The organism is Chitinophaga skermanii (genome assembly GCF_003259335.1).
Classification (GTDB): domain Bacteria; phylum Bacteroidota; class Bacteroidia; order Chitinophagales; family Chitinophagaceae; genus Chitinophaga; species Chitinophaga skermanii.
Map to the genome: position 1 here is coordinate 156,220 of NZ_QLLL01000003.1, position 20,031 is coordinate 176,250.

Here is a 20,031-nt window from a genome sequence, read left to right on the forward strand (position 1 = left end):
TCGAGCCTATCTAAAGCCTATCTCGACCCTATCCTAAGCCTATCCCAGGCCTATCTCCGCACTATTCAATCACATCAATTTCAATCACTTACAAGCTTTTGATACTTTGCGTTACAGAGTGGATGCTGTCTACGAACGTGAATATCAGTCCATTACAGCAAAATGACCTATTTCTTCTCTAGCGATTTCCGCAAGCGGCTATGCTTTTTACCGTAGCAGAAGTAGATAATAAATCCCAAAGCCAACCATACGAACAGTCGAATCCAGGTATCCAAAGGCAGCGAAACCATCATAATGAGGCAGGTAACAATACCTAGAATAGGAACAACTGGTACAAAGGGCGTTTTAAATGGGCGAGGGGTGTTCGGTTGTTGTTTGCGGAGAATAAGTACACCCAAACATACCATCACGAAAGCTAAAAGGGTACCAATGCTCGTCATTTCACCTACCACGCTAATGGGAACCAAGCCGGCGAATAGACTAATGAAAATACATAGTACCATGTTCGATTTGGAAGGTGTATTGAAGGTAGGGTGCAGTTGCGAGAAGATTTTCGGTAATAAACCGTCTTTACTCATGCTATAGAATACGCGGGATTGACCAAGTAAATCTACTAGAATAACGCTGGTATAACCTATTAAAATGGCAATAATTACCGCTTGTGCCAGCCATTCATAAGGCGTATTTGCAATCGCTACGGCCACTGGTGCTGCACTATTTTTGAACTCGGTATAATTAGCGAGGCCCGTCATCACATAGCCGAATAAAACGAATAAGATCGTACAAATTATTAAGCTACCCAAAATGCCGATAGGCATATTCCGTTGCGGGTTCTTCGTTTCTTGTGCCATGGTAGCTACAATGTCGAAACCGATAAACACAAAGAAAATAACCCCTGCACCACGGAAAATACCACTCCAACCAAACTCGCCGAATGTACCTGTATTAGCAGGAATGTATGGGTGATAGTTCTCGGGGTTAATATAATTCCAACCCAATGCAATAAACACCAACACAACGCCTACCTTCAACATCACCACAATCATATTGAAGAAAGCAGAGCCTTTCGTGCCGCGAATGATAATAGAAGTAATACAAGCAATAATTAATACCGCCGGTAAATTAATAATACCATGTACCACGGAACCATCTGCCATATTCATACTCTCGAACGGCGATTGAATAATTTGTGGAGGTAGGTGAATGTTGAATTTGTCGAGGAACTTAACCAGGTATTGACTCCAACTAATGCCCACAGTAGCAGCACCAACAGAGTATTCCAATACTAAATCCCAACCGATGATCCATGCAAATAACTCGCCCAGCGTGGCATACGCATACGTATATGCACTACCCGCTACCGGCACCATCGATGCAAATTCAGCATAACAAAGTGCACTAAAGGCACATCCCACGGCAGCAATAATAAAAGATAAGGTAACAGCAGGCCCGGCATTATTCGCCGCGGCAATGCCTGTTAAAGAGAATAAGCCGGCACCAATAATTACCCCAATGCCTATGGCAATCAAGTTAATGGCACCTAAACTCCGTTTCAAAGAAGATCCGCCTTGTTCGGCCGCTTCTTGTTGTAGTAGCGCGATGGATTTTTTTAGCATATGAGCTTTTTCTTAATGGCCTTAACCCGCTATAGGGCGGGATCACAGTTATAATTACGTTTGTAATGCACTTTTGTTGTAACAAAAAAACCTTGCAAACATACAACACTATTTGTAAAAGTCTAGTTTTTTAGTAGAGTATTTGTTAATCGATGAATATGACCGCTTATAAATGCTGCATTTGATCTTACCTTTCGAATCACAATATTGTGCACATGAAAGGAATATTATGTGCAACATTACTTGTATTGTGTACACTTGCGGGTTTCGGGCAAGCGAACAATACAAGAATTTGGGGTAAAATCGTAGACGGCGTTACAAAGGCTGCCGTTCCGTATGCAACTGTTACGGTGAAAGATAAGGCCACGCAAAAGATTGTAAATGGCGCCATTGCCGATGAAAAAGGTGCGTTCGAAGTGAAGAACATTCCTTTCGGTACATATGAAATCAATGTCGATTTCATGGGATATAAAAAAGAAATTGTTACTAATGTAGTCGTAAGTGCTACCGTCAAAGCGGTGAATTTGAATAATATATTCATGCATTCATCGCAACAACAATTACAGTCCGTGACCATTACAGGGAAAGCGCCGATCGTAGAAAATAAGATTGATAAAATTGTATATAACGCACAAAACGATATCACCGCCCAAGGTGGGGTAGCGATTGATGTATTGAAGAAAGTACCACAAGTAACCGTAGATGCCGATGGTAACGTAGAGTTACAAGGCAACAGCAATGTTCGCTTCTTAATTAACGGTAAACCTTCCAGTATTTTCGGTAACAGCCTCGCCGATGCACTCGCAGCCATTCCTGCTAGCCAAATTAAAAGTATTGAAGCCATTACCAATCCCGGTGCGAAGTACGATGCACAAGGTACTGGCGGTATTATCAATATCATTTTAAAAGATAACCGTTTGCAAGGGGTGAATGGCTCTGTGAATCTTTCTGCCGGTACAAGGTTAGAAAATGGTTCTGTGAATTTGAATATGCGCAAAGGCGATTTTGGTATGAACGCTTACTTTAGTGGTAATGCCCAATTAACGTCTCGTACACCTTCTAAGAACGATCGTACTACTACAAATCCCAACGATCAAACTGCTACACGCTTGGTGCAAGATGGCTATAGCAATATGCAGCGCAGTGGATACCAAGGAGGACTAGGTTTCGATTGGAGTATGACGAAGCACGATAACATCAACGGTAACATTGGCTATAATTCCTTCGGTAGCAATAACGAAGGCATCACCAAGCAGTTACAATCCCTCTACGATGCCAAGGGCGATTTACTATCAGAACAAGGTAGCGAACGCAATAGCCGTAGTAAATTCAGGATGCAATCGTTAGACTGGAATTTGAATTATAAGAAAACCTTCGAGAAGAAAGACCAAGAGTTAAATGTGATCTATAGCGCCAGCTACGGCACCCCGTTCAGCAACTATGCGCAACAACAAACCTATAACAATGCTGCCAATCCATACATTGGTTCACGCAGCGAAAACCCCGGTATCGATCTCGAACATAATATAAGTATCGATTACACGCAACCCATCGGCGAAAAGTTCGTTCTCGAAACTGGTGTGAAAACAATCTTACAATCGATCAATTCCGAAGCAGATGTATTCACGCTCAATACAACCAGCAACGATTATGTACTCGATAACACCCAATCGTACAATATTCATTATAAACGCAATATCTACGCCGGTTATGTATCAGGTGCATTCAACTTGTTTAATTTCTTGGATGTTAAAGCCGGTGCCCGTTTCGAACATACCGATACGAAAATCGATTTCCCGAATACAAGTATTCCTGCCTATAACTCGTTGGTACCATCGATCGTATTCGCGTACAAGATCAATGAAACCCAAGGTGTGAAACTCGCATATAGCCGTAGAATTGAAAGACCCGATTACCGCGAAATCAATCCTTTCGTGAATATGCGCGACCCGTACAACTTTTCTACCGGTAATCCTTTATTAAAACCTGAAATTGGCAATAATATGGAATTGGGGTACAATCGTTCCTTCAATAAAGGTGGCAACGTTTACGTGGGCGTATTTGCCCGTTTCAACCAGGACGATATGAAGGATTACACGAACTTCTATGCTACCTATACCGTGGGCGATAGTACCTACCACGATGTATCTGTTTCCACTCGTTTGAATATTGGGGAAGAAAGGAGAGTAGGGCTTACTTTATCGGGTAATGTACCAATTGGTAAGTTGAACCTCCGCTCGAATGTTTTCGTTTCCAGCCGTAGATCAGTAAATATCTTGGAAGCATCACAGGTAACAACGGGTATCGACACGCGCTTCAATATGAACGCTTCGTACCAATTGCCGAAAGATTTGATTTTCGAAGCCTTTGGGTTCTACCGTGCTGCATCGCAAAATGTACAAGGTCGCCAGCCGCAATATTTATCCTACACCTTTGGTATGCGCAAACAGTTCTGGGATAAAAAAGCGAGTATTGGTTTAACGGCCACTAACCCGTTCACACCGTATTACAAACAAACGTCTACCGTTCGTACAACGAACTACGTTGCCATCAATACCCGGGAAGTGCCATATAACTCGTTCGGTATTAGCTTCAGTTACAAGTTCGGTAAACTGGAGTTTAAGAAAGGACATGAAGATAGCGGCTTTGGCAATGGTGGCGGCATGGGCGGTGAATAATAAATGTTGTTTTAGTTGATAGATCAATAAAATCCATCGTGGTGTAGTAGCTGCGGTGGATTTTTTATTACGTGTTTCTACTGACTATAATAAATCCCGTTACGTACTGACCTCCAGCCCTTTGCCTCCTCATAACTTTGCAATAAAAATTCTATCGCCATGCAAAGTCGTGTTTTTGATATGCTGAAATATATCATACTATTTACTACCTACTTACTCACTGCCTGTACTAAAACCCCGGCCGATCCCAATACACCCAATTTTCCCACTGTAGAAGATTCCTTGGTAACAACCAAAGGCGCCACTACCGGGGATAAAATTTCCAAGGTGATAGGCCCTGCAGGTGGTACACTATCTACTACCGATGGCCTCGTTAATATCAATATCCCGGCAGGTGCCCTTACAGCAGCAACGGAAGTTTCAATAACCCCCATTCAAAATACAAATCCCGGCGGCTTAGGTACTGCTTACCGTTTATTACCACACGGCGAAGTATTTAAACAACCGGTTACGGTATCGTTCAAATATGAGAACATAGTAAACGCTGGTACTTATACGAAAGCTTTGGGTGTAGCTTACCAGGACGACCGTAACATTTGGCAATATGTAGGCGCTTCACAAATCAACACCACCAATAAAACGATACAAGTACAAACCACGCATTTCTCCGATTGGACCCTGATGCTGTGGATGTACCTAACGCCTCAACAAAAAACAATTGGTGTAAAGGAACAAGCTGCCATTAAAGCCGTACGAGTTTTACCCGTAGCTATCGACGCCAGTGGATTATTAGTACCATTAGTGCCACCAGGCAAACCGGGTATTCCTGTAGGTAAACAGAAGCCACTCGAAAGCAAGTACATCAAGAAATGGGACCTCAATGGTGCTGGTGTATTAGAATCGGCGCCCGGTAGTTCGAATGCTACTTACTTAGCACCCAACAACCCACCGAATCAAAACCCGGTAACAGTTAGTTTACAGTTGAATGTTACAAGCGCACAAGTGTTTTTATTATCGCATATAACCGTGTTGAACGAGAATTATATCGAGTTCACCGTTAACGGGTCAAAACGCTTATTAGAATGCCACGTTGGAAAATTGAAAGAAGGGCATTATGCAGTGGCGCATATAGTAGATGAAACAGGAGAGCAAATCAATTTACATTGGAATGGAGGTGTAGGTACACATGCTTACCAATTAAAAGGCAACGGCGGGTTTAATACGATGTTTGAATATTTCCCTGCCGGAAGAAGTTCGGTGTATGGTTCTTTCTATCTCGAAAATCCGAAAGATAATGAAGTGAAAGCAAGTGGTGGTGGCGTAACAGTTACTGATATGGGAGAGGTAAGTGGTTATGTGGAAGGTACCTTTACAGTGGCGCCCAGCGGGCAGTTCAACATGGTTGGTCAACAAATTGGAACGAGTGGAGTCACTGGTAAATTCAAAGTAAAGCGAACGTTATTTTAAATATTTTTTCTTGATGATGATGTTAGATGATGGAGGAAATAGTTGGTAGTGTATGGTTGATAATTGGTGGAATGAATACAATCGTTGGTAACAATGCAAGTATACTTTAACGCATACAGATCACACGAAAAAAAATCATTATAAAAAAACACTTTGTTTTCAATTTTATTTTGGTAACTTAGCGTTTGAGAAAAATGACCTAATTATTTTTGTTCTTTTTTCTTCAGCTTACTAACCCATCTTAATATTATAAAAGGCCTTTGAGAAGCAATTTTCAAAGGCCTTTTTTTTGCTTGTTACTTTTTGTTACACCCTTTATGCTTACATGTTTCATGCACATAAAAAAGCATCCCGTAAGAGATGCTTTTACATAGCTCCGCGCTTGTTACCAAGCATTCTGTAAATCTGCATTCGTTCTACCTGTATCTTTCGGAGGTTCTGTTTTGTAGTTCTTGTTGTAGCGTACGAAAAAGCTCAACCATATAGCTCGTGCTAAACGCATAAATAGTGGTTGCATAATAAGCAATACCACTGCGTTCACGATTAACCAGTAAATAATGCTGTTATCGTATAAGTCGAATCCAAAGAACACCCAGTATGCAATAAACGTTGCCACACTCATGGCCACCGTCATCGCGTATGCTACGTAACTGGCGCCAAAGTAAAATCCTACTTCAATATCAAACGGTTGCTTACACACTTCACACTTATCATTCATCTGCATCATTTTACGCAGGTTGTAAGGGTTCTTATTTTTGAACATGTCACCACGGCGACAGCGGGGACATTTATTCTTGAATACATATAAAAAGCTGGGCTTTCTATCTTCCTTAGGCGTAGCCATATCTTGTTATTTTTTTGTGTCGAATTGTTTTTTAAATGTTTCCGGTGTGATGCCGGTATATTTCTTGAAGAACTTCGTAAAGTACGAATTGTCAATAAAATTCAATTGGTAGGCGATCTCCGAAATACTTTCATCTGCATTCACCAATAATCGTTTTGCTTCAATCAATACACGGTCACGAATTACCTCGCCGGCCGATTTGCCTAATGCTTCTTTGCACAATGCATTCAAATGGTTTGGCGTGATATACAACAAGGAAGCATAATCTTTCGGCAATTTGTATTGCTGGTAATGCCTGTTCACCAACTTCCTAAAGTTTTCTACCACCACTTGGTTTTGATGTTGTAGGGGATGATAACCTTTCACTGTAAAAGCTTCTCTCCCTAACAAAGCAAACAACGTTTGCAAGTAACTCCTGATCAAATCGATTCCCAGCACATTTTTGCTATGTACTTCTGCTATCACTTGTTCAAACACCTGCGCTATTTGTTTAGCTCCCGCAACTGAAAGTTGCAAAACACCATCTTGTGCATTCCCATTAAAAAAAGGAAACCTTTCCAAATAATCTGCATCTACTAAGTAATGACGAAAGAAGTCTTCCGAAAAATTCACCACGTATCCATCCACGTTCCCTTCAAATTCCCATCCATGCACCTGTGCCGGCGCCATACAATATATGGTACCCGGTTTCACTTCAAATCGTTCAAAGTCGATCGTAAAGTGTCCTTTACCCTCGGTAAAAAGTACCATATGGTAAAAAGAATGCCGATGCGGCCAATGCAAAGTAGGATGATCCGCCACATATTTAGCAAACGGCTCCGCCGCTACAGAACCCAGTAAGTAATCAGCACCATTTAAAGCGCAGATATCGTATACAGGTATGGTCTTTTTTCCTTTTTGCATGATAGAACAAAGGTACAGTGATTAACATAATTATAATTGTGTTATATAACTCTTCAATGGTATTTTTTACAGATGTGGTGTACCACATGGTGTTACTTTCTTTGCTCGCCAAAGAAAGTAACCAAAGAAAGGCGAAAAACGCGCAGTGAACTGCGTGCGCGTTTTATCGGTTCTTTGATGGGGCGGTGGGGGTACTGTGCTGCCGGGCATTGTACTGCTACAGCTTGTTTTGATGGGTACGCATACTTGGGTTATTTGCAACATTAAACATAGCGTTGCAACAAAATATACCCAAACATAACGCGCCAAACAAAGAACCACCGTCCTTCACCACAGTAGCACTAAAGCCAAATCACAGCCCCGATCCAACGGCCACGAAGTGAATTGGCCGTTGGTCCTCCTTTCTTTGGTTACTTTCTTTGGAGAAGCAAAGAAAGTAACACAATAGGATGTTAACTCTTAATAAAACACCGCCGCCGGCAATTATCACATGGTGAAACGGAAATTTTTATGGTAATTTGTGGGTAACGAGGTTGCGTTGTATTTTGCAGGCAATTTAAAGGATGGATTAAGTATACTTATGGTCAATTCAATTTTTATAGCCAAGGTTTTAGATGCATTGATTGCTGAAAGTGCCGACAAGGATTTATTAAAGGCGCAATTGCCTTTTATTACGGAAGAAGAAACAGATTATACAGGCGTAGGCGTATTCGTAAACTTTTCGCATGAAGAAGAGGCCGAAGCGTTTAAGGCGGAGAGTGGAGCGTTGGAAGGGGTAACAATTACGTCGCCATTATTGCCAATGGGGGCGAGCGCGATTTTATTTATTACAGATGGAATAATTGATATGTTGGAGATTTTTGCTTTAGATGGCGAATATCCAATGGAGGAATTATCCGAATTCACGCTCGTTGTTAACCGCTTGCAATAACCTTTATGATCCAATTACAGTACATTGTACTTCGAACGAATCAACTGCATGCACAAGCTACGTTTTATACGCAGCTTGGGTTGCAACTTGAATATCGTCAACATGGGAATGGAGCGCTTCATTACGCTTCCAAGTCAAACCCATTCTTCCAAATTCACCCTTTGTTGCCCAATATGCAAGTCGATAAGTCTACACGGTTGGGGTTCTTTGTCTCCAATCTCGATGAACTCGTGAAACAGCTGGTCATAAAAGGACGCACCATTGTGCAAGGTCCCAAACACCTTCCTTGGGGCTATTCGGCCATCGTAGAAGATCTCGACGGCCGCCAAGTAGAGCTCACGCAACGGTAGTATTGCTACAATTCCTTGATCATCCAAATATCACAGCCATTATGCCCGGTGTTGCCCATAGGCCCGGGTAAATAGGCAAACCCAAACTTCTCATATATACCAATGGCATTCGCCAATTCCGGTAAAGTTTCTAAATAACAATGTGTATACCCCTGCGCTTTTGCAAAGGCTAAACAGCGCTCAATCGCTTGCCGTGCTATACCCATGCCCCGGTAAGTGGGCAGCAAAAACACTTTCTGCAATTCACATACTTTGCCATCACCTTCACCCTGCAACACGTTTATACCGGCACCACCGGCAACCTGGCCTCCTACAACGGCAACAAAATAATGTGCCCCCGGCGATTGGTATTGCTCATAAATAAAATCCGTTTCCGGGTCGGAAAAGGCCGTACCCTGTTTGGCGGCGTTGTGCTCTATTAAAACAGACCGGATAATGTGCGCCAACGCCGGATTGTCGGCAGGTTCTATGCTTCTAAATTGTACAGTCGACATAACAAATTCCTCGCAAAATATTTTCGAGCGATGAAAATAATGAATTTTTAACTGCACATACGGTGAACTTTTTGAACCATTCCCTCGTTATACAATTCAATCATACGCCATATCTAAGCACTAGCACAAATTAGGACCTTCAAAAACCTTGGTTTTATTCGATTAAAATCCTTTGTATGAAAGTCCTAAGATTATTCACTAGCGGATTAGTTCTACTAGCATCGCAGCATGTATTTGCACAACAAGAACAAAGTAAGAGTAGTGCACAAGAACTGGCGAATAAACTCGCCAACCCGGTCGCTAGCTTAATTAGCGTCCCTTTTCAGAACAACGTCGATTGGGGAATCGGTCCACTAGAAGGCTCTAAATACACGCTTAATTTTCAGCCGGTCATTCCCATCAAATTATCCAAATCACTGAATTTAATCACCCGGTATATTTTACCGATCATCGATCAATATAACATTACAGGACAAGGAGAACACCAATTCGGGCTCAGTGACGCCACGGTGAGTGCATTCTTTGCACCCGCTAACCCGAAAAACGGTTTCATCTGGGGTGTTGGCCCGGCATTGTTGATTCCTACAGGAACCCAAGCCGCCCTCTCCACGAAGAAATGGGGTGCTGGTCCTACCGTGTTATTGCTCAAACAAGGAAAAGCTAATACAGTTGGCTTTTTAGCAAACCAAATTTGGTCGTATGCCGGTGATGAAAATCGTAGCGCCGTAAACCAGTTATTCGCTCAACCTTTTTATACGCATAACTGGCCAACAGGAGCAGGGGTAGGTGTAAATGCAGAAATGACGTTCGATTGGCAACATAAAAACACCACCGCCTTCTTAAATCCTACTGCTTCGGGTGTTACAAAGTTGGGAAAGCAACCCATCCAGTTTGCAGTAGGCCCTAGGATACCGGTATTAGGACCGCGCGAGTCGAAGGCTGATTTTGGATTGAGAGGTGTGTTGATCTTCGTTTTTTAGCATAGTTGATGTATCAATTATATTTCGGTAAAGAAAAACGTCCCTATTTACTAGGGACGTTTTTTTATGTCTATTCTTTATCTTTTACACATCTAAACCCAATATGCGAAGCCCCCGAATCGTAGGCCGTGCCTCGCCTGGCGCTAGGTCGGTAGTTTACACAATAATCTTCCGCGCATAAAAACGAGCCACCTTTTGTTACCCGTTCAATCGCGTACATATTAGCGGTATGGGTGGCTGAAGGACCTTGCGGGTTGTCTTGCATTACTTTTTTATCAATATGCTTATATGCATCCGCATCAAAATAATCCGATGTCCATTCCCATACATTGCCAATCATATCGTATAAACCGTAGTTATTAGGTGGATAAATCGCTACAGGGGCAGTGCCTTTGTAACCATCGTCGGCCGTATTTCTATAAGGGAAACTACCTTGGTATGTATTGGCCATAAAGCGATTGTGTGGTTTGAATTGATCGCCCCAAGCATACCGTTTCTCTACTAAACCGCCTCGCGCAGCAAATTCCCATTCAGCTTCTGTAGGTAAGCGTTTACCGGCCCATTTAGCATACGCCATAGCATCGTCGTAGGCAACATGTACTACCGGGTGATCCCATAGCCCGTCGAGTGTACTACCGGGGCCTTTAGGATGTTGCCAATCTGCCCCCGGCGTCCATTGCCACCATTGTGAAATATCGTCGGTGGAAACGGGGGTGGAGGGGGGAGAGAAAACGAGTGAACCCGGTACTAGCAATTCATCGGCTGGTTTGGGTGTACCAGGAGGTAATTGCTTTTTCAATTCTTCCCAATCGGGCTTGCGTTCCGCAATAGTGACGTAACCGGTTGCTTCTACGAATGTTTTGAATTGTTTGTTGGTCACCTCTGTCGTGTCCATGTAAAAGCCATGTACTTTAACAGGATGTGCGGGCCTTTCGGGTTCGTAAGAAGATTTATCATCTGTGCCCATTGTAAATTCACCCCCTTCAATCCATGCCATGTTTTGCGTAGCATTCGGAGGTGGAGTAGGCGCAACAGCCGCAGCCGCGGCGTCTACGGGTGCTTGTTTGGTCGTTGCATTTGTTTGACAGGCGTGTAAAGCTACTGTGCATATAGCCAGTAGCGCGGTGATTTTAAACATGGCAATACTTTTTTAGTAAATAGTTTTCCAATCGTTTTTCATATCTACCACAACCCAACCACGCTTAGGAGCTTCGTCTAATGCTTTATCTAACTTGCCTACAGCGGTGTTGCGATCGTATGCCCATTCTCGTTCTGCATCTGTATGATGGATAATAACACCTAAACGCAAGCCTGGTTCGCCAACAGTAGTATATTGTAACATTTGTAAATCGCCATCGGAATTACCAAAGGCTGCAATAGGCTTCTTCCCAATGAATTTCGCAATGCCTACCGGTTTACCGGGTCCATCATCAATAAAATCGACCGCGGCTTGGCGAATCAATACCGGTGTGTCATTCCGCATTTCGAAAACTAGTTTGAGAGAACTGCCTACTACGTTTGATTTGGGAATACCGTATGTTTTATATGTCCACGGCCGCATAAAATCAATGCCACCACCCGAAACAATGTAGCATTTGAATTGGTGTTGCTGTAAATACTTCACCAGTTCTTTCATGGGTTTGAAGGTGAGTTGTGTATACGGTACTTGCTTGGTAGGATGTTTCGCTGTGTCGATCCATTGGGTAACAATTTGTTCGAACTGGTCGGTGGTCATACCGGCATGAGAAGCCATCATTACTTCTACAATACCCTTTTCCCCGGCGGCTTGTACAGCGGCCATATCGCCTGTTAAGATACCTTTAAATGGCTGTTCGTTTTGCCAGTTGGGGTTTTGCGGGGCGAGCGATTTAATACGATCTAAAGCGAAATAACCTTGGAAGTAAAACGGGTGTTCCGACCATAGTGTACCATCATTATCGAATACGGCAATGCGATCGGCAGGTTTCACATAATTGGGATCATTAGGATCGGTTACGGCATCAATAAACTGCATAATTTTTGTGCGGGCAGTACTTTCATTCCAGCCAGATAATACTGTATCAATATTTGCCAACGCTTCATTTTCTTCTAGTACGGTAGTGCCTTTGGGACTGGGATTATTTTTACAGGCTACCAACAATATGAGTAGTAATACATAGATGTTCCATTTCATATGCGAAGAGTTTTTTGTAGGATGAGAAAATGGTGAAATCATTTGTGCAAGCACAAACTGAATACTAGCTGAAAAGCAATAGGGGAAAGTGTTGTATGTATTGCATAATCGAGATGTTTACATGGTAATAATATTCGCTGGGTGCGATGAGATGCTCGATTATGCTTAGGAATGATGCTATATGCAAATTAAGTGTTTCATAGTTGGCAAAAAAATATTTTCATTTTTCGCAACAATCATTGGTCAACCTTGTTAGTATTTGCAAGCCGGGTAACATAAGCCCCGCCATAAAACCCACTCCTTCGCATAAGCACATCAATTAGCCGCACATCATCTTTTCTAATTCGAAACACGATAATCTCAAATATCTACTATGAAAAAGATGACGCTCGCAGGCCTCTTCCTATTATGGCTCCTTCCTTCGGCACTACATGCACAAGTGAATAATGACGATCTAAAAATCGTACAAGCTGTGTGGGGGAAAGACAAGAAAGAAATTATCACGAAATACATGGCCCTAGATGATAATCAAAGCAAAGCTTTCTGGCCCGTATACGATGCCTACGAGAAAGATCGTCAAAAGCTAGCCGGTAACCGCATCAAGATCTTACAAGAGTATGCGCAAAATTATAACGACCTAAACGACGATCGCATTACCGATTTGGCAGAGCGTACGATTAATAACGATGTGGAATACGATATGCTGCATAAAAAGTATTTCCATAAAATAGCAAAAGCTGTAGGAGCAAGGAATGCAGCGAAGTTTTTACAATTGGAAAGCTATATCCAAAACGAAGTAAAATCTTCTATTCAAAATCAATTACCCTTCATCGACGAATTAAGTAAAACCCAACAAACTGCTTCGGCTAATTAATAAACGCTAATTAATAAACATTACGTTGCTTCACTGTACACCTAAGCATTGTTCATACACAGTGACGTTTTCAATTGAGCAAACAGCATCAATTGCATCGCCTTTCATAGATACAACGCTTAGATTACGGCAGAAGCGGTTCGGAGAATCAATGACAGTAATGGCTGTATCATGCAGGCCGGGCCGTTTTTCTGCCATTGAATAAGGAGTGATTGATTTCACAGATCATTACACGCATTTACACGCTTGTTGATAAAAAATATTAAAGTTTATATATGCTAGAATTGTACAGCCATAATTTGGACAAAGTGAAACAGTGAAACGTTTTACCCGCTGTCGTGATTCATTACCTGTAAGCATCACCGCCTTTACAATACTATAGGCGTGTAATCTATAGGCGATGAATACTGCGGGGCGTTCTCGCCCTGCATTTTTTACAATTTTAGCATCAACGCTTAATCCTTTTTACCATAAGCATTGGTTTTATAGTTGGCAAATAGTTATGATCGGTAGGGTGTTCACACCCTACCTCTATTTCACTATTCAATTACGAAAATGGTTAAACAGGTATTCTTTATATCGCTTCTCTGCATCGTTTTTTCGATGGATGTACACGCCCAAGCCGGTGCCGGTAACAAGCTGCCCCGCAAGGATTCCGTCTACCTGGATAGTGTGAAAAATTCGGGGTACCCATGGCGCTTTCCTATTTGGGGAGATAAGGTGAAAAAACGTGGTTTCAATATTCCTTACCCAGTAGGCGTAGGCTTGAATCCATACATCGGTTCCCAGTTGATCAATATTTCCGACCTAAAAGTTGGATTCAATGACCAAGAACCCGTACCATTCGATTTTATCAAATTTGGTGAAGTAAAAGCCACCCTGCAATCTGTTAATACACGGCTAGATTTATGGGTATTACCTTTTTTGAATGTATATGGCATATTGGGCGGTGTATGGGCGAAAACCCATGTGAATGTAGTAGAGCCTATACAATTTAGTACAACTGCCGATTTTAAAGGATATACATATGGCCTCGGTACCACAATTGCAGGCGGTTACCACGGTATTGTATCTATTAACGATATTAACCACACTTGGACATCCATGGACAAAATTGAAGGCAAAGTAAAAACATGGATGATTACGCCCCGTTTGGGATACAATTTTATGTTCCCTAATAAGAAAGATCAAACCATTACTGTATGGGTGGGCACAACTGGGTTCTTTGTAAACAGAACAACAGAGGGTTCTATTTATATCGGAGATTTAAAACACAATATTCCTGAAGATAAATTACAAGCGATTAAAGATGAGGTAGAAGATTGGTATCAAGATTTAACACCGGCACAAAAAGTAGTTACCAAGCAAATCGCGCAAGCTTTGTACGATCGATTTAATGGTGTTGCAACCGACTTAACAGTGAACTATTCGTTGAAGAAAGAAGCGACCTCCAAATGGAGTTTATTGGTAGGCGGACAATTTCAATTTAATCAACGTTGGCAAATACGTGCGGAGTTTGGTTTCCTAGGCGGTCGAAAGTCGGGTTTATTATCCACGAACTACCGTTGGCGATGGTAAAATACCTGGCATTACTCCTGTTAATGCTGTGTATTACGTATTCGCAAACCCAAGCGCAGCAAACTTTCCCGGGAGAGCCCGACGTGGTGATCTTTTACAATGATGATAAACTCGTAGGCCATGTAAAGAATGTGCAAATGGGGGAATTGGAGATTGATGCAGATGCGATTAGTGATGATATAACGATCAAACTACGGAACATCAAGCAGCTCCGGGTAAGGCGGAAACTTTACGCAATAGAAGATGTATACAATAATAGGTTTTACGGCGTGTTGGATTTCAGTGATGAACCCGGCATGGTAACCGTACATACCGCCGATAGTTCTTTTAACATGCTGATTAAAGATATCGACAATCTACGCGATCTCGATCATCGCTTCTGGAGACGCTTAACAGGAACAGTGAGTCTCGGTTACAGCTACACAAAAAGCAGTGATATAGGTCGTGTAAATGGAAGTCATGATATTCGCTACAATACCCGGTTATGGACATACGCATTATCTGGTGAAATCATCTACACGATCGATCAAGAATTCAAGGGCATCGAAAAAGCAGACGCTGCATTGGGTGGTTATATTGAATTTTTGAGAAAGTGGTTTAGTGTTACACAAGTACAATACCAACGTATCACAGAACTCGGTGTATCTGCGCGTGTGCAAGCTGCTACAGGAGTGGGGCCTATTTTGATCAAGAACCGACGCAACGATTTCCGGGGAGCGGTTGGCGTGAACTACCAGTTGGAATCTTCGACATCCGATACGGTTACTACGCGGCAAAAGAATGGCTTAGAAATACCGGTTTACTTGCAATACTATTATTTACAATTAGGTACACCCAGCTTGCGTATATCGGCTTCCAATTCCTTGTATTTCAGTACAGCTATTGCTGGTCGTATCCGCGACGATTTAACCCTAAGCGCTACTTGGAAATTGGTAAAGCATTTGTCGATAACAGCACAATTTTATTCAAACTACGATAGCAAACCTATCGATGTGAATGCGGCAACATTGGATTATGGAGTGGTGCTAGGCGTAGGCTATACTTGGTAAAGGAGAATATCTATTTACATATCTAAAAAATCAAAGTTTATGAAACGTATAATGATCTTATGCTTGGGACTTATGCTCGTGATCATGGCATGCGGCCCCACGCTGAAGGTTTCGTCTGATGTAAATAAGAACGTCAGCTTCAGCAACTACAAAACCTACGCGATTTACACTGGTAAAGGCATGATTAGCCAGTTGAACCGCGATCGTATCACGAATGCTGTGATTGCACAAATGAACGCCAAAGGTTACACCCAAGTAAATGATACTTCATCGGCCGATCTGTTAGTGAATGCAAACACCATTGCTAAAGAAGGTCAAAGCGTTACCGCGAACACCGACTACTTTGGTTACGGTGGTTTCTATCGCCCTTATTACTGGGGTGGAGGTATGGGTATGGCTAGCAGCAATACCACTTTTAACGTAGATAAATACATCGATGGTTCCTTAATCATCGACGTAGTGGATCGCGCTAAAAGAGAATTGTTATGGGAAGGCATTGGCAACAGCCAGATTGATGGCCCCGTTAAAGATCCTGATACAGCCATTCCAAAAGCAGTAGCAAAAGTAATGAGCAGCTTGCCTGCACGATAAATAAGCATGATTTATAGTTTGGTTGACAATACCCCGGTTAGTTTCCTAACCGGGGTTTCTTTTGCGCAACACTATCCCCATTAATGAACAACTACTTATCACTTCTTCACCGATGCGTTACCGACTATTCACCAAGTACTCACCGACTCTCTACCGACTCTTCACCGACAAGTTCCCAGTGTTTGTCGATATTTAGTAAGCCTTTTGCCGACACTTTCCCGACATTTTAACCACTTTTCCCAGTGTTTTCAAGGGGTAAGTAAGCCTTTTGTCGACATTTTTTTGCTGAAATCCTTACTGGGACTGCATCTTTATTATGCTTTAAAATTGCAGTAATTGGCAAAAACCGGCACATTCCGGCACTTTCCGGCAGAAAGCGGCATAAAGCGGCATTATTCGGCACAATCCGGCAAAAAGCGGTCAAAAGCGGTTAAAACCGGCATATTCCGGCACGGTATTTTGCTACATCAGGTAGGCTTCCTACCTTCGAATGGGGTAAGGATACAAGCAATACAAAACGAGCAAGAATGCACAATAGGCATCGCTACAAATGGAAACATACAAAGGCGATAAGCAAGCTAAGAAACAAGCGATAGCATAAGGGAAAGCGTAAAGGAATAGTCGACAAGAGGGAAAGCAAAAAATGTTGGTGATTGAAATGGAAAACAATCATCATACCTGGGTAAAGAACTGGCAGCTAAGTGGTGAAGCAGTTTGAAGAATAAATCATGAGATAGGTAATAGATGGATCATAGTTAGCAAACGTACAGTTGTATATCAAACAATCTCATTTGCGAACAGAAAAGCCGCCATCTTGAAAAAGAGGCGGCGTTCCTAAGCATAAACAAATTAGCACTCATCAAAATCTTTGTGCCTTGTGTGGATGTTAGTTCGTTAAGAACAATCCTATATTGAACGACACGTTTTTAAGGTTGCTTTGATCAAACAAGGAGTTTTTATTCGTAGCAAATGAATAAGATGCACCTGCTAAAATGCCCCAGTTTGCTTGACCCGGACGAATGAGTACCCCAATTTCAGGACGTACTAGAAAGCCCCAAGTGTTCTCATTCGTTTCAAAAATGTTGTAATAAATTGTTTGCTCACTATACTGCGCACCCACACCCACGCCAAGGTAAGGCATGGCTGTTTTGCCGTAGTTAAAGTAGTAGTGACCAATGGCAGCAATGGGTACAGTATAAATCACGCGATCCATATCCGTTGTAATTGCTTTGTTGCCATTATCGTAAGTAATCGTTTGTGTTGGTATATACTGCTCGTAGGATTGCCATCCCAATGAAGCACCAAAGGAAATAGGCTTGCCTGGTAGAAAATGCCGGTATTCTACCTTACCACCCCTAAGGCTGGTTTTATCTAAGAAATCGTTATTAGTGGGAATGGCTATCTCCCAAGATAAACCAAACATATTATTAAGGCCGCTCGTACGCGGGTTTAAGTTGGAAGTATATTCTTGTGCGGATGCTGCACCCCAACTAAACAAAGCAACAGCTGCTATGAGGAACGTCTTTTTCATGGTAAAGTTTTTAGGTGAGCATTAGTTCGTTTTCAAATAAGGTGACTGTACAAAGGCTTGGTCAATTCCATTCAGTGCCCTTTGTAAGTTCGTAGAGGCTGAACTGCCTAATGCCCCGTTGAGCGACATGGTCCAAACAACTTGTAGTTTCTGTTGTTCGTTCACATGTTTTAAGTCAATCAGTTCGGCAATTACGCTACCTGTAGTAACAGAATATGCCACCGACCATGGATAGTAATACGGGTAATACCATCCCCAATACCAAGGATCCCAATATCCTGGGTATCCCCACCACCAACCGGGGTAAACAACGCCTACATTCACGTTCTTCACGGCTAATGTATTAATACCAAGGTCCGGGTTTTTATCTCTCGCTACAAAGGTGTAACCCATGGCGGCCATGTTCGACTTAATTTGGCTGACGATGGCTTTTGCATTATCATCTACCAAAATCGAATCCTTTGGATCAGTAGAGATGTACGCCATTGTATCGGAGATGTAATAAGTCTTGTAATCTGTAAAAGCCACCCCTGGCGCTTTATCCGTTTGTACAACGAAATTACCGGAGAGTTTGTCGAGGTCGGGCGTCTTTCTACAGGCTCCCAGCAGCAATAGTAGGGACAAGGAGAGTAGTAGTGTAGTACATCTTTTCATAGCGATATATTTATTGTCAATGGATACTATGCTTCGCGTTAACGCACCGTGTAATCAAAGCATATGCTATGAAAGGAATCCGGCGTGTAATACGGAACCTACCTTATTAGGCAAGCCTATCAGTTAAATAAATACCGATGAATTGATGATGCTAAATGTGAAATAGATGCTTAGGGGGTCGAGTCTTAGTCGTGCGTCAAATCTTTAATCTTGTGCTCGTTAATCAAAACAACAAGGGTTGTTTTATTTTGTTCAACCAAGGTTGAAATTTTTTTTTTTCAATGAATTTCCAAGAAGCTGTCAACCTTTATAGCAATCGAATGTTGTATGAAAGTAGAAGCCGCCCCATCGCTGCTCTAACATTCACTTCTAAGTATAACAAAATAGGTCACTCAACCTCTGTAAATAAGCACTATTTACACACAGTATTTTGTATTCCGACAGGTATGTTTCATCAATTGGATTTCGTATAAACAGCGCGCTGGTAGCTTATTTGTTTATCGTTTTCAAGGTAGAGCGACCTACAATAATTGGAGATTTTTTTTCATAATATAGGATTGTAATTATGGCAATTGCAGCGTGTTCCCACGCTGCAAGCTTTTCATCGTTTTAAAGGCATATTGTATAACCCTTAGAAAACTGTGTGGCTCGCGTAAGTCAACTGTTTTTGAAGTATTGGAGTAAAGTTTTGTTAGACCTTTTAAATTGAAAATGTATGAAGTATCGCTTCTTATTAGTTATGGCCTTGGCACTCACCGGTGTTATACCCGTTTCTGCGCAAGATGCGTCCGGCAGCACATACGCCCCTTCCCCCGAACCTGATTTAGTTTTTACCATCTTCGGGAAAACACGCGAGTTATTAATGAGTGATTACCTCGACATCACACCTACTGAACAAAGCAAATTCATAGATGAAATCATTGCTTACGAAACAGAAAAAAGACCGTGGTTGATCGAACGAATAGCACTTTTAAAACTTTATAACAACATGTATTCTTCGATTGAAGAAGAAAAGATGTTTTCCTTAACACGACAATTACTGAACAACGACAAAGAGTACGCCGCCATTCAATTACGCTACTACAAACGTATGGCCAAATTGCTCGGCAGCAGCAGGGCCGCTAAGTTCTTCCAATTAGATAACTACTTGGAAAGCGTTTCGCGCCTGTATGTACAGAATGATTTACCATTTATTAAAGAGTTAGAAAGCAGCAGGAAATTACTGCCTGTTGTGAAACACTAATCCGTTCGCCTTTCAGTATGAAGAAACGATGTGTCCTAATTACAATGTTATGTACTTGTTGGCTAATGGTGTCGG

The 20,031-nt window shown here is 42.0% G+C and carries 19 protein-coding genes; 10 read left to right on the forward strand and 9 right to left on the reverse strand.

The window, feature by feature from the left end; genetic code table 11:
- Positions 1 to 167 precede the first annotated feature (167 nt).
- Positions 168 to 1,616 (reverse strand): amino acid permease, encoded by a 1,449-nt coding sequence (locus LX64_RS08325; protein WP_111597186.1) that lies wholly within the window; start codon positions 1,614 to 1,616, stop codon positions 168 to 170.
- 215 nt (positions 1,617 to 1,831) lie between these two features.
- On the opposite strand from LX64_RS08325, the gene LX64_RS08330 reads away from it, so the two are divergent.
- Together LX64_RS08330 and LX64_RS08335 are read left to right on the forward strand one after the other, a co-directional pair.
- Positions 1,832 to 4,294: a TonB-dependent receptor domain-containing protein gene (locus LX64_RS08330; protein ID WP_111597187.1), complete on the forward strand. Its 2,463-nt coding sequence runs from the start codon at positions 1,832 to 1,834 to the stop codon at positions 4,292 to 4,294.
- 159 nt (positions 4,295 to 4,453) lie between these two features.
- Positions 4,454 to 5,761, forward strand: a complete 1,308-nt coding sequence (locus tag LX64_RS08335) for a hypothetical protein (RefSeq protein WP_111597188.1) — start codon at positions 4,454 to 4,456, stop codon at positions 5,759 to 5,761.
- A 385-nt stretch (positions 5,762 to 6,146) separates the two neighbouring features.
- Here the strand turns inward: LX64_RS08335 and LX64_RS08340 are convergent, their stop codons facing one another.
- Both LX64_RS08340 and LX64_RS08345 read right to left on the reverse strand, forming a co-directional pair.
- Complete coding sequence (locus LX64_RS08340; RefSeq protein ID WP_111597189.1) at positions 6,147 to 6,605, reverse strand: DUF983 domain-containing protein; 459 nt, start codon at positions 6,603 to 6,605, stop codon at positions 6,147 to 6,149.
- 6 nt (positions 6,606 to 6,611) lie between these two features.
- The gene (locus tag LX64_RS08345; protein WP_111597190.1) at positions 6,612 to 7,508 is read right to left on the reverse strand and encodes an AraC family transcriptional regulator; all 897 of its coding nucleotides are present in this window, start codon (positions 7,506 to 7,508) and stop codon (positions 6,612 to 6,614) included.
- Positions 7,509 to 8,088: 580 nt separating this feature from the next.
- On the opposite strand from LX64_RS08345, the gene LX64_RS08350 reads away from it, so the two are divergent.
- Both LX64_RS08350 and LX64_RS08355 read left to right on the forward strand, forming a co-directional pair.
- Entirely contained in the window at positions 8,089 to 8,439 is a 351-nt protein-coding gene (locus LX64_RS08350; RefSeq protein ID WP_111597191.1) for a hypothetical protein, read from the forward strand.
- Positions 8,440 to 8,444: 5 nt separating this feature from the next.
- On the forward strand, positions 8,445 to 8,789 hold the full coding sequence (locus tag LX64_RS08355; protein ID WP_111597192.1) for a VOC family protein: 345 nt from the start codon (positions 8,445 to 8,447) through the stop codon (positions 8,787 to 8,789).
- A gap of 5 nt (positions 8,790 to 8,794) precedes the next feature.
- Here LX64_RS08355 and LX64_RS08360 read toward each other — a convergent pair whose 3' ends face one another.
- On the reverse strand, positions 8,795 to 9,283 hold the full coding sequence (locus tag LX64_RS08360) for a GNAT family N-acetyltransferase (RefSeq protein WP_111597193.1): 489 nt from the start codon (positions 9,281 to 9,283) through the stop codon (positions 8,795 to 8,797).
- A 176-nt stretch (positions 9,284 to 9,459) separates the two neighbouring features.
- Between LX64_RS08360 and LX64_RS08365 the strand changes: the two genes are divergently transcribed.
- On the forward strand, positions 9,460 to 10,263 hold the full coding sequence (locus LX64_RS08365; protein ID WP_111597194.1) for a hypothetical protein: 804 nt from the start codon (positions 9,460 to 9,462) through the stop codon (positions 10,261 to 10,263).
- 70 nt (positions 10,264 to 10,333) lie between these two features.
- Here LX64_RS08365 and LX64_RS08370 read toward each other — a convergent pair whose 3' ends face one another.
- Positions 10,334 to 11,401, reverse strand: a complete 1,068-nt coding sequence (locus tag LX64_RS08370) for a formylglycine-generating enzyme family protein (RefSeq protein WP_111597195.1) — start codon at positions 11,399 to 11,401, stop codon at positions 10,334 to 10,336.
- Between the two features lie 12 nt (positions 11,402 to 11,413).
- Positions 11,414 to 12,436, reverse strand: a complete 1,023-nt coding sequence (locus LX64_RS08375; protein ID WP_111597196.1) for an HAD family hydrolase — start codon at positions 12,434 to 12,436, stop codon at positions 11,414 to 11,416.
- 373 nt (positions 12,437 to 12,809) lie between these two features.
- Here LX64_RS08375 and LX64_RS08380 point away from each other — a divergent pair, with 373 nt between their 5' ends.
- The gene (locus LX64_RS08380; protein ID WP_111597197.1) at positions 12,810 to 13,310 is read left to right on the forward strand and encodes a hypothetical protein; all 501 of its coding nucleotides are present in this window, start codon (positions 12,810 to 12,812) and stop codon (positions 13,308 to 13,310) included.
- Between the two features lie 30 nt (positions 13,311 to 13,340).
- On the opposite strand, the gene LX64_RS26000 is transcribed toward LX64_RS08380, so the two are convergent.
- Positions 13,341 to 13,508, reverse strand: coding sequence for a hypothetical protein (locus LX64_RS26000; protein ID WP_158538579.1), 168 nt, complete (start codon positions 13,506 to 13,508; stop codon positions 13,341 to 13,343).
- A 357-nt stretch (positions 13,509 to 13,865) separates the two neighbouring features.
- Here LX64_RS26000 and LX64_RS08385 point away from each other — a divergent pair, with 357 nt between their 5' ends.
- Genes LX64_RS08385 through LX64_RS08395 form a run of 3 tightly spaced genes read left to right on the forward strand, consistent with a single transcriptional unit; the run spans position 13,866 to position 16,528 of the window.
- Positions 13,866 to 14,888 carry a hypothetical protein gene (locus tag LX64_RS08385; protein WP_148707249.1) on the forward strand — a complete coding sequence of 341 codons (1,023 nt, stop codon included), beginning with the start codon at positions 13,866 to 13,868 and terminating at the stop codon, positions 14,886 to 14,888.
- Positions 14,882 to 15,937 (forward strand): DUF481 domain-containing protein, encoded by a 1,056-nt coding sequence (locus LX64_RS08390; RefSeq protein ID WP_111597199.1) that lies wholly within the window; start codon positions 14,882 to 14,884, stop codon positions 15,935 to 15,937. The genes LX64_RS08385 and LX64_RS08390 overlap by 7 nt, the downstream gene beginning before the upstream one ends.
- 39 nt (positions 15,938 to 15,976) lie before the next feature.
- Positions 15,977 to 16,528: a DUF4136 domain-containing protein gene (locus LX64_RS08395; RefSeq protein ID WP_111597200.1), complete on the forward strand. Its 552-nt coding sequence runs from the start codon at positions 15,977 to 15,979 to the stop codon at positions 16,526 to 16,528.
- Positions 16,529 to 17,414: 886 nt separating this feature from the next.
- Here LX64_RS08395 and LX64_RS08400 read toward each other — a convergent pair.
- Together LX64_RS08400 and LX64_RS08405 are read right to left on the reverse strand one after the other, a co-directional pair.
- A complete protein-coding gene (locus LX64_RS08400; RefSeq protein WP_111597201.1) occupies positions 17,415 to 18,059 on the reverse strand; it encodes an outer membrane beta-barrel protein in 645 nt (214 codons plus the stop codon).
- Positions 18,060 to 18,080: 21 nt separating this feature from the next.
- Positions 18,081 to 18,713, reverse strand: coding sequence for a DUF4136 domain-containing protein (locus LX64_RS08405; RefSeq protein ID WP_111597202.1), 633 nt, complete (start codon positions 18,711 to 18,713; stop codon positions 18,081 to 18,083).
- A gap of 715 nt (positions 18,714 to 19,428) precedes the next feature.
- Here LX64_RS08405 and LX64_RS08410 point away from each other — a divergent pair.
- Positions 19,429 to 19,956: a hypothetical protein gene (locus LX64_RS08410; RefSeq protein WP_111597203.1), complete on the forward strand. Its 528-nt coding sequence runs from the start codon at positions 19,429 to 19,431 to the stop codon at positions 19,954 to 19,956.
- Positions 19,957 to 20,031 lie beyond the last annotated feature (75 nt).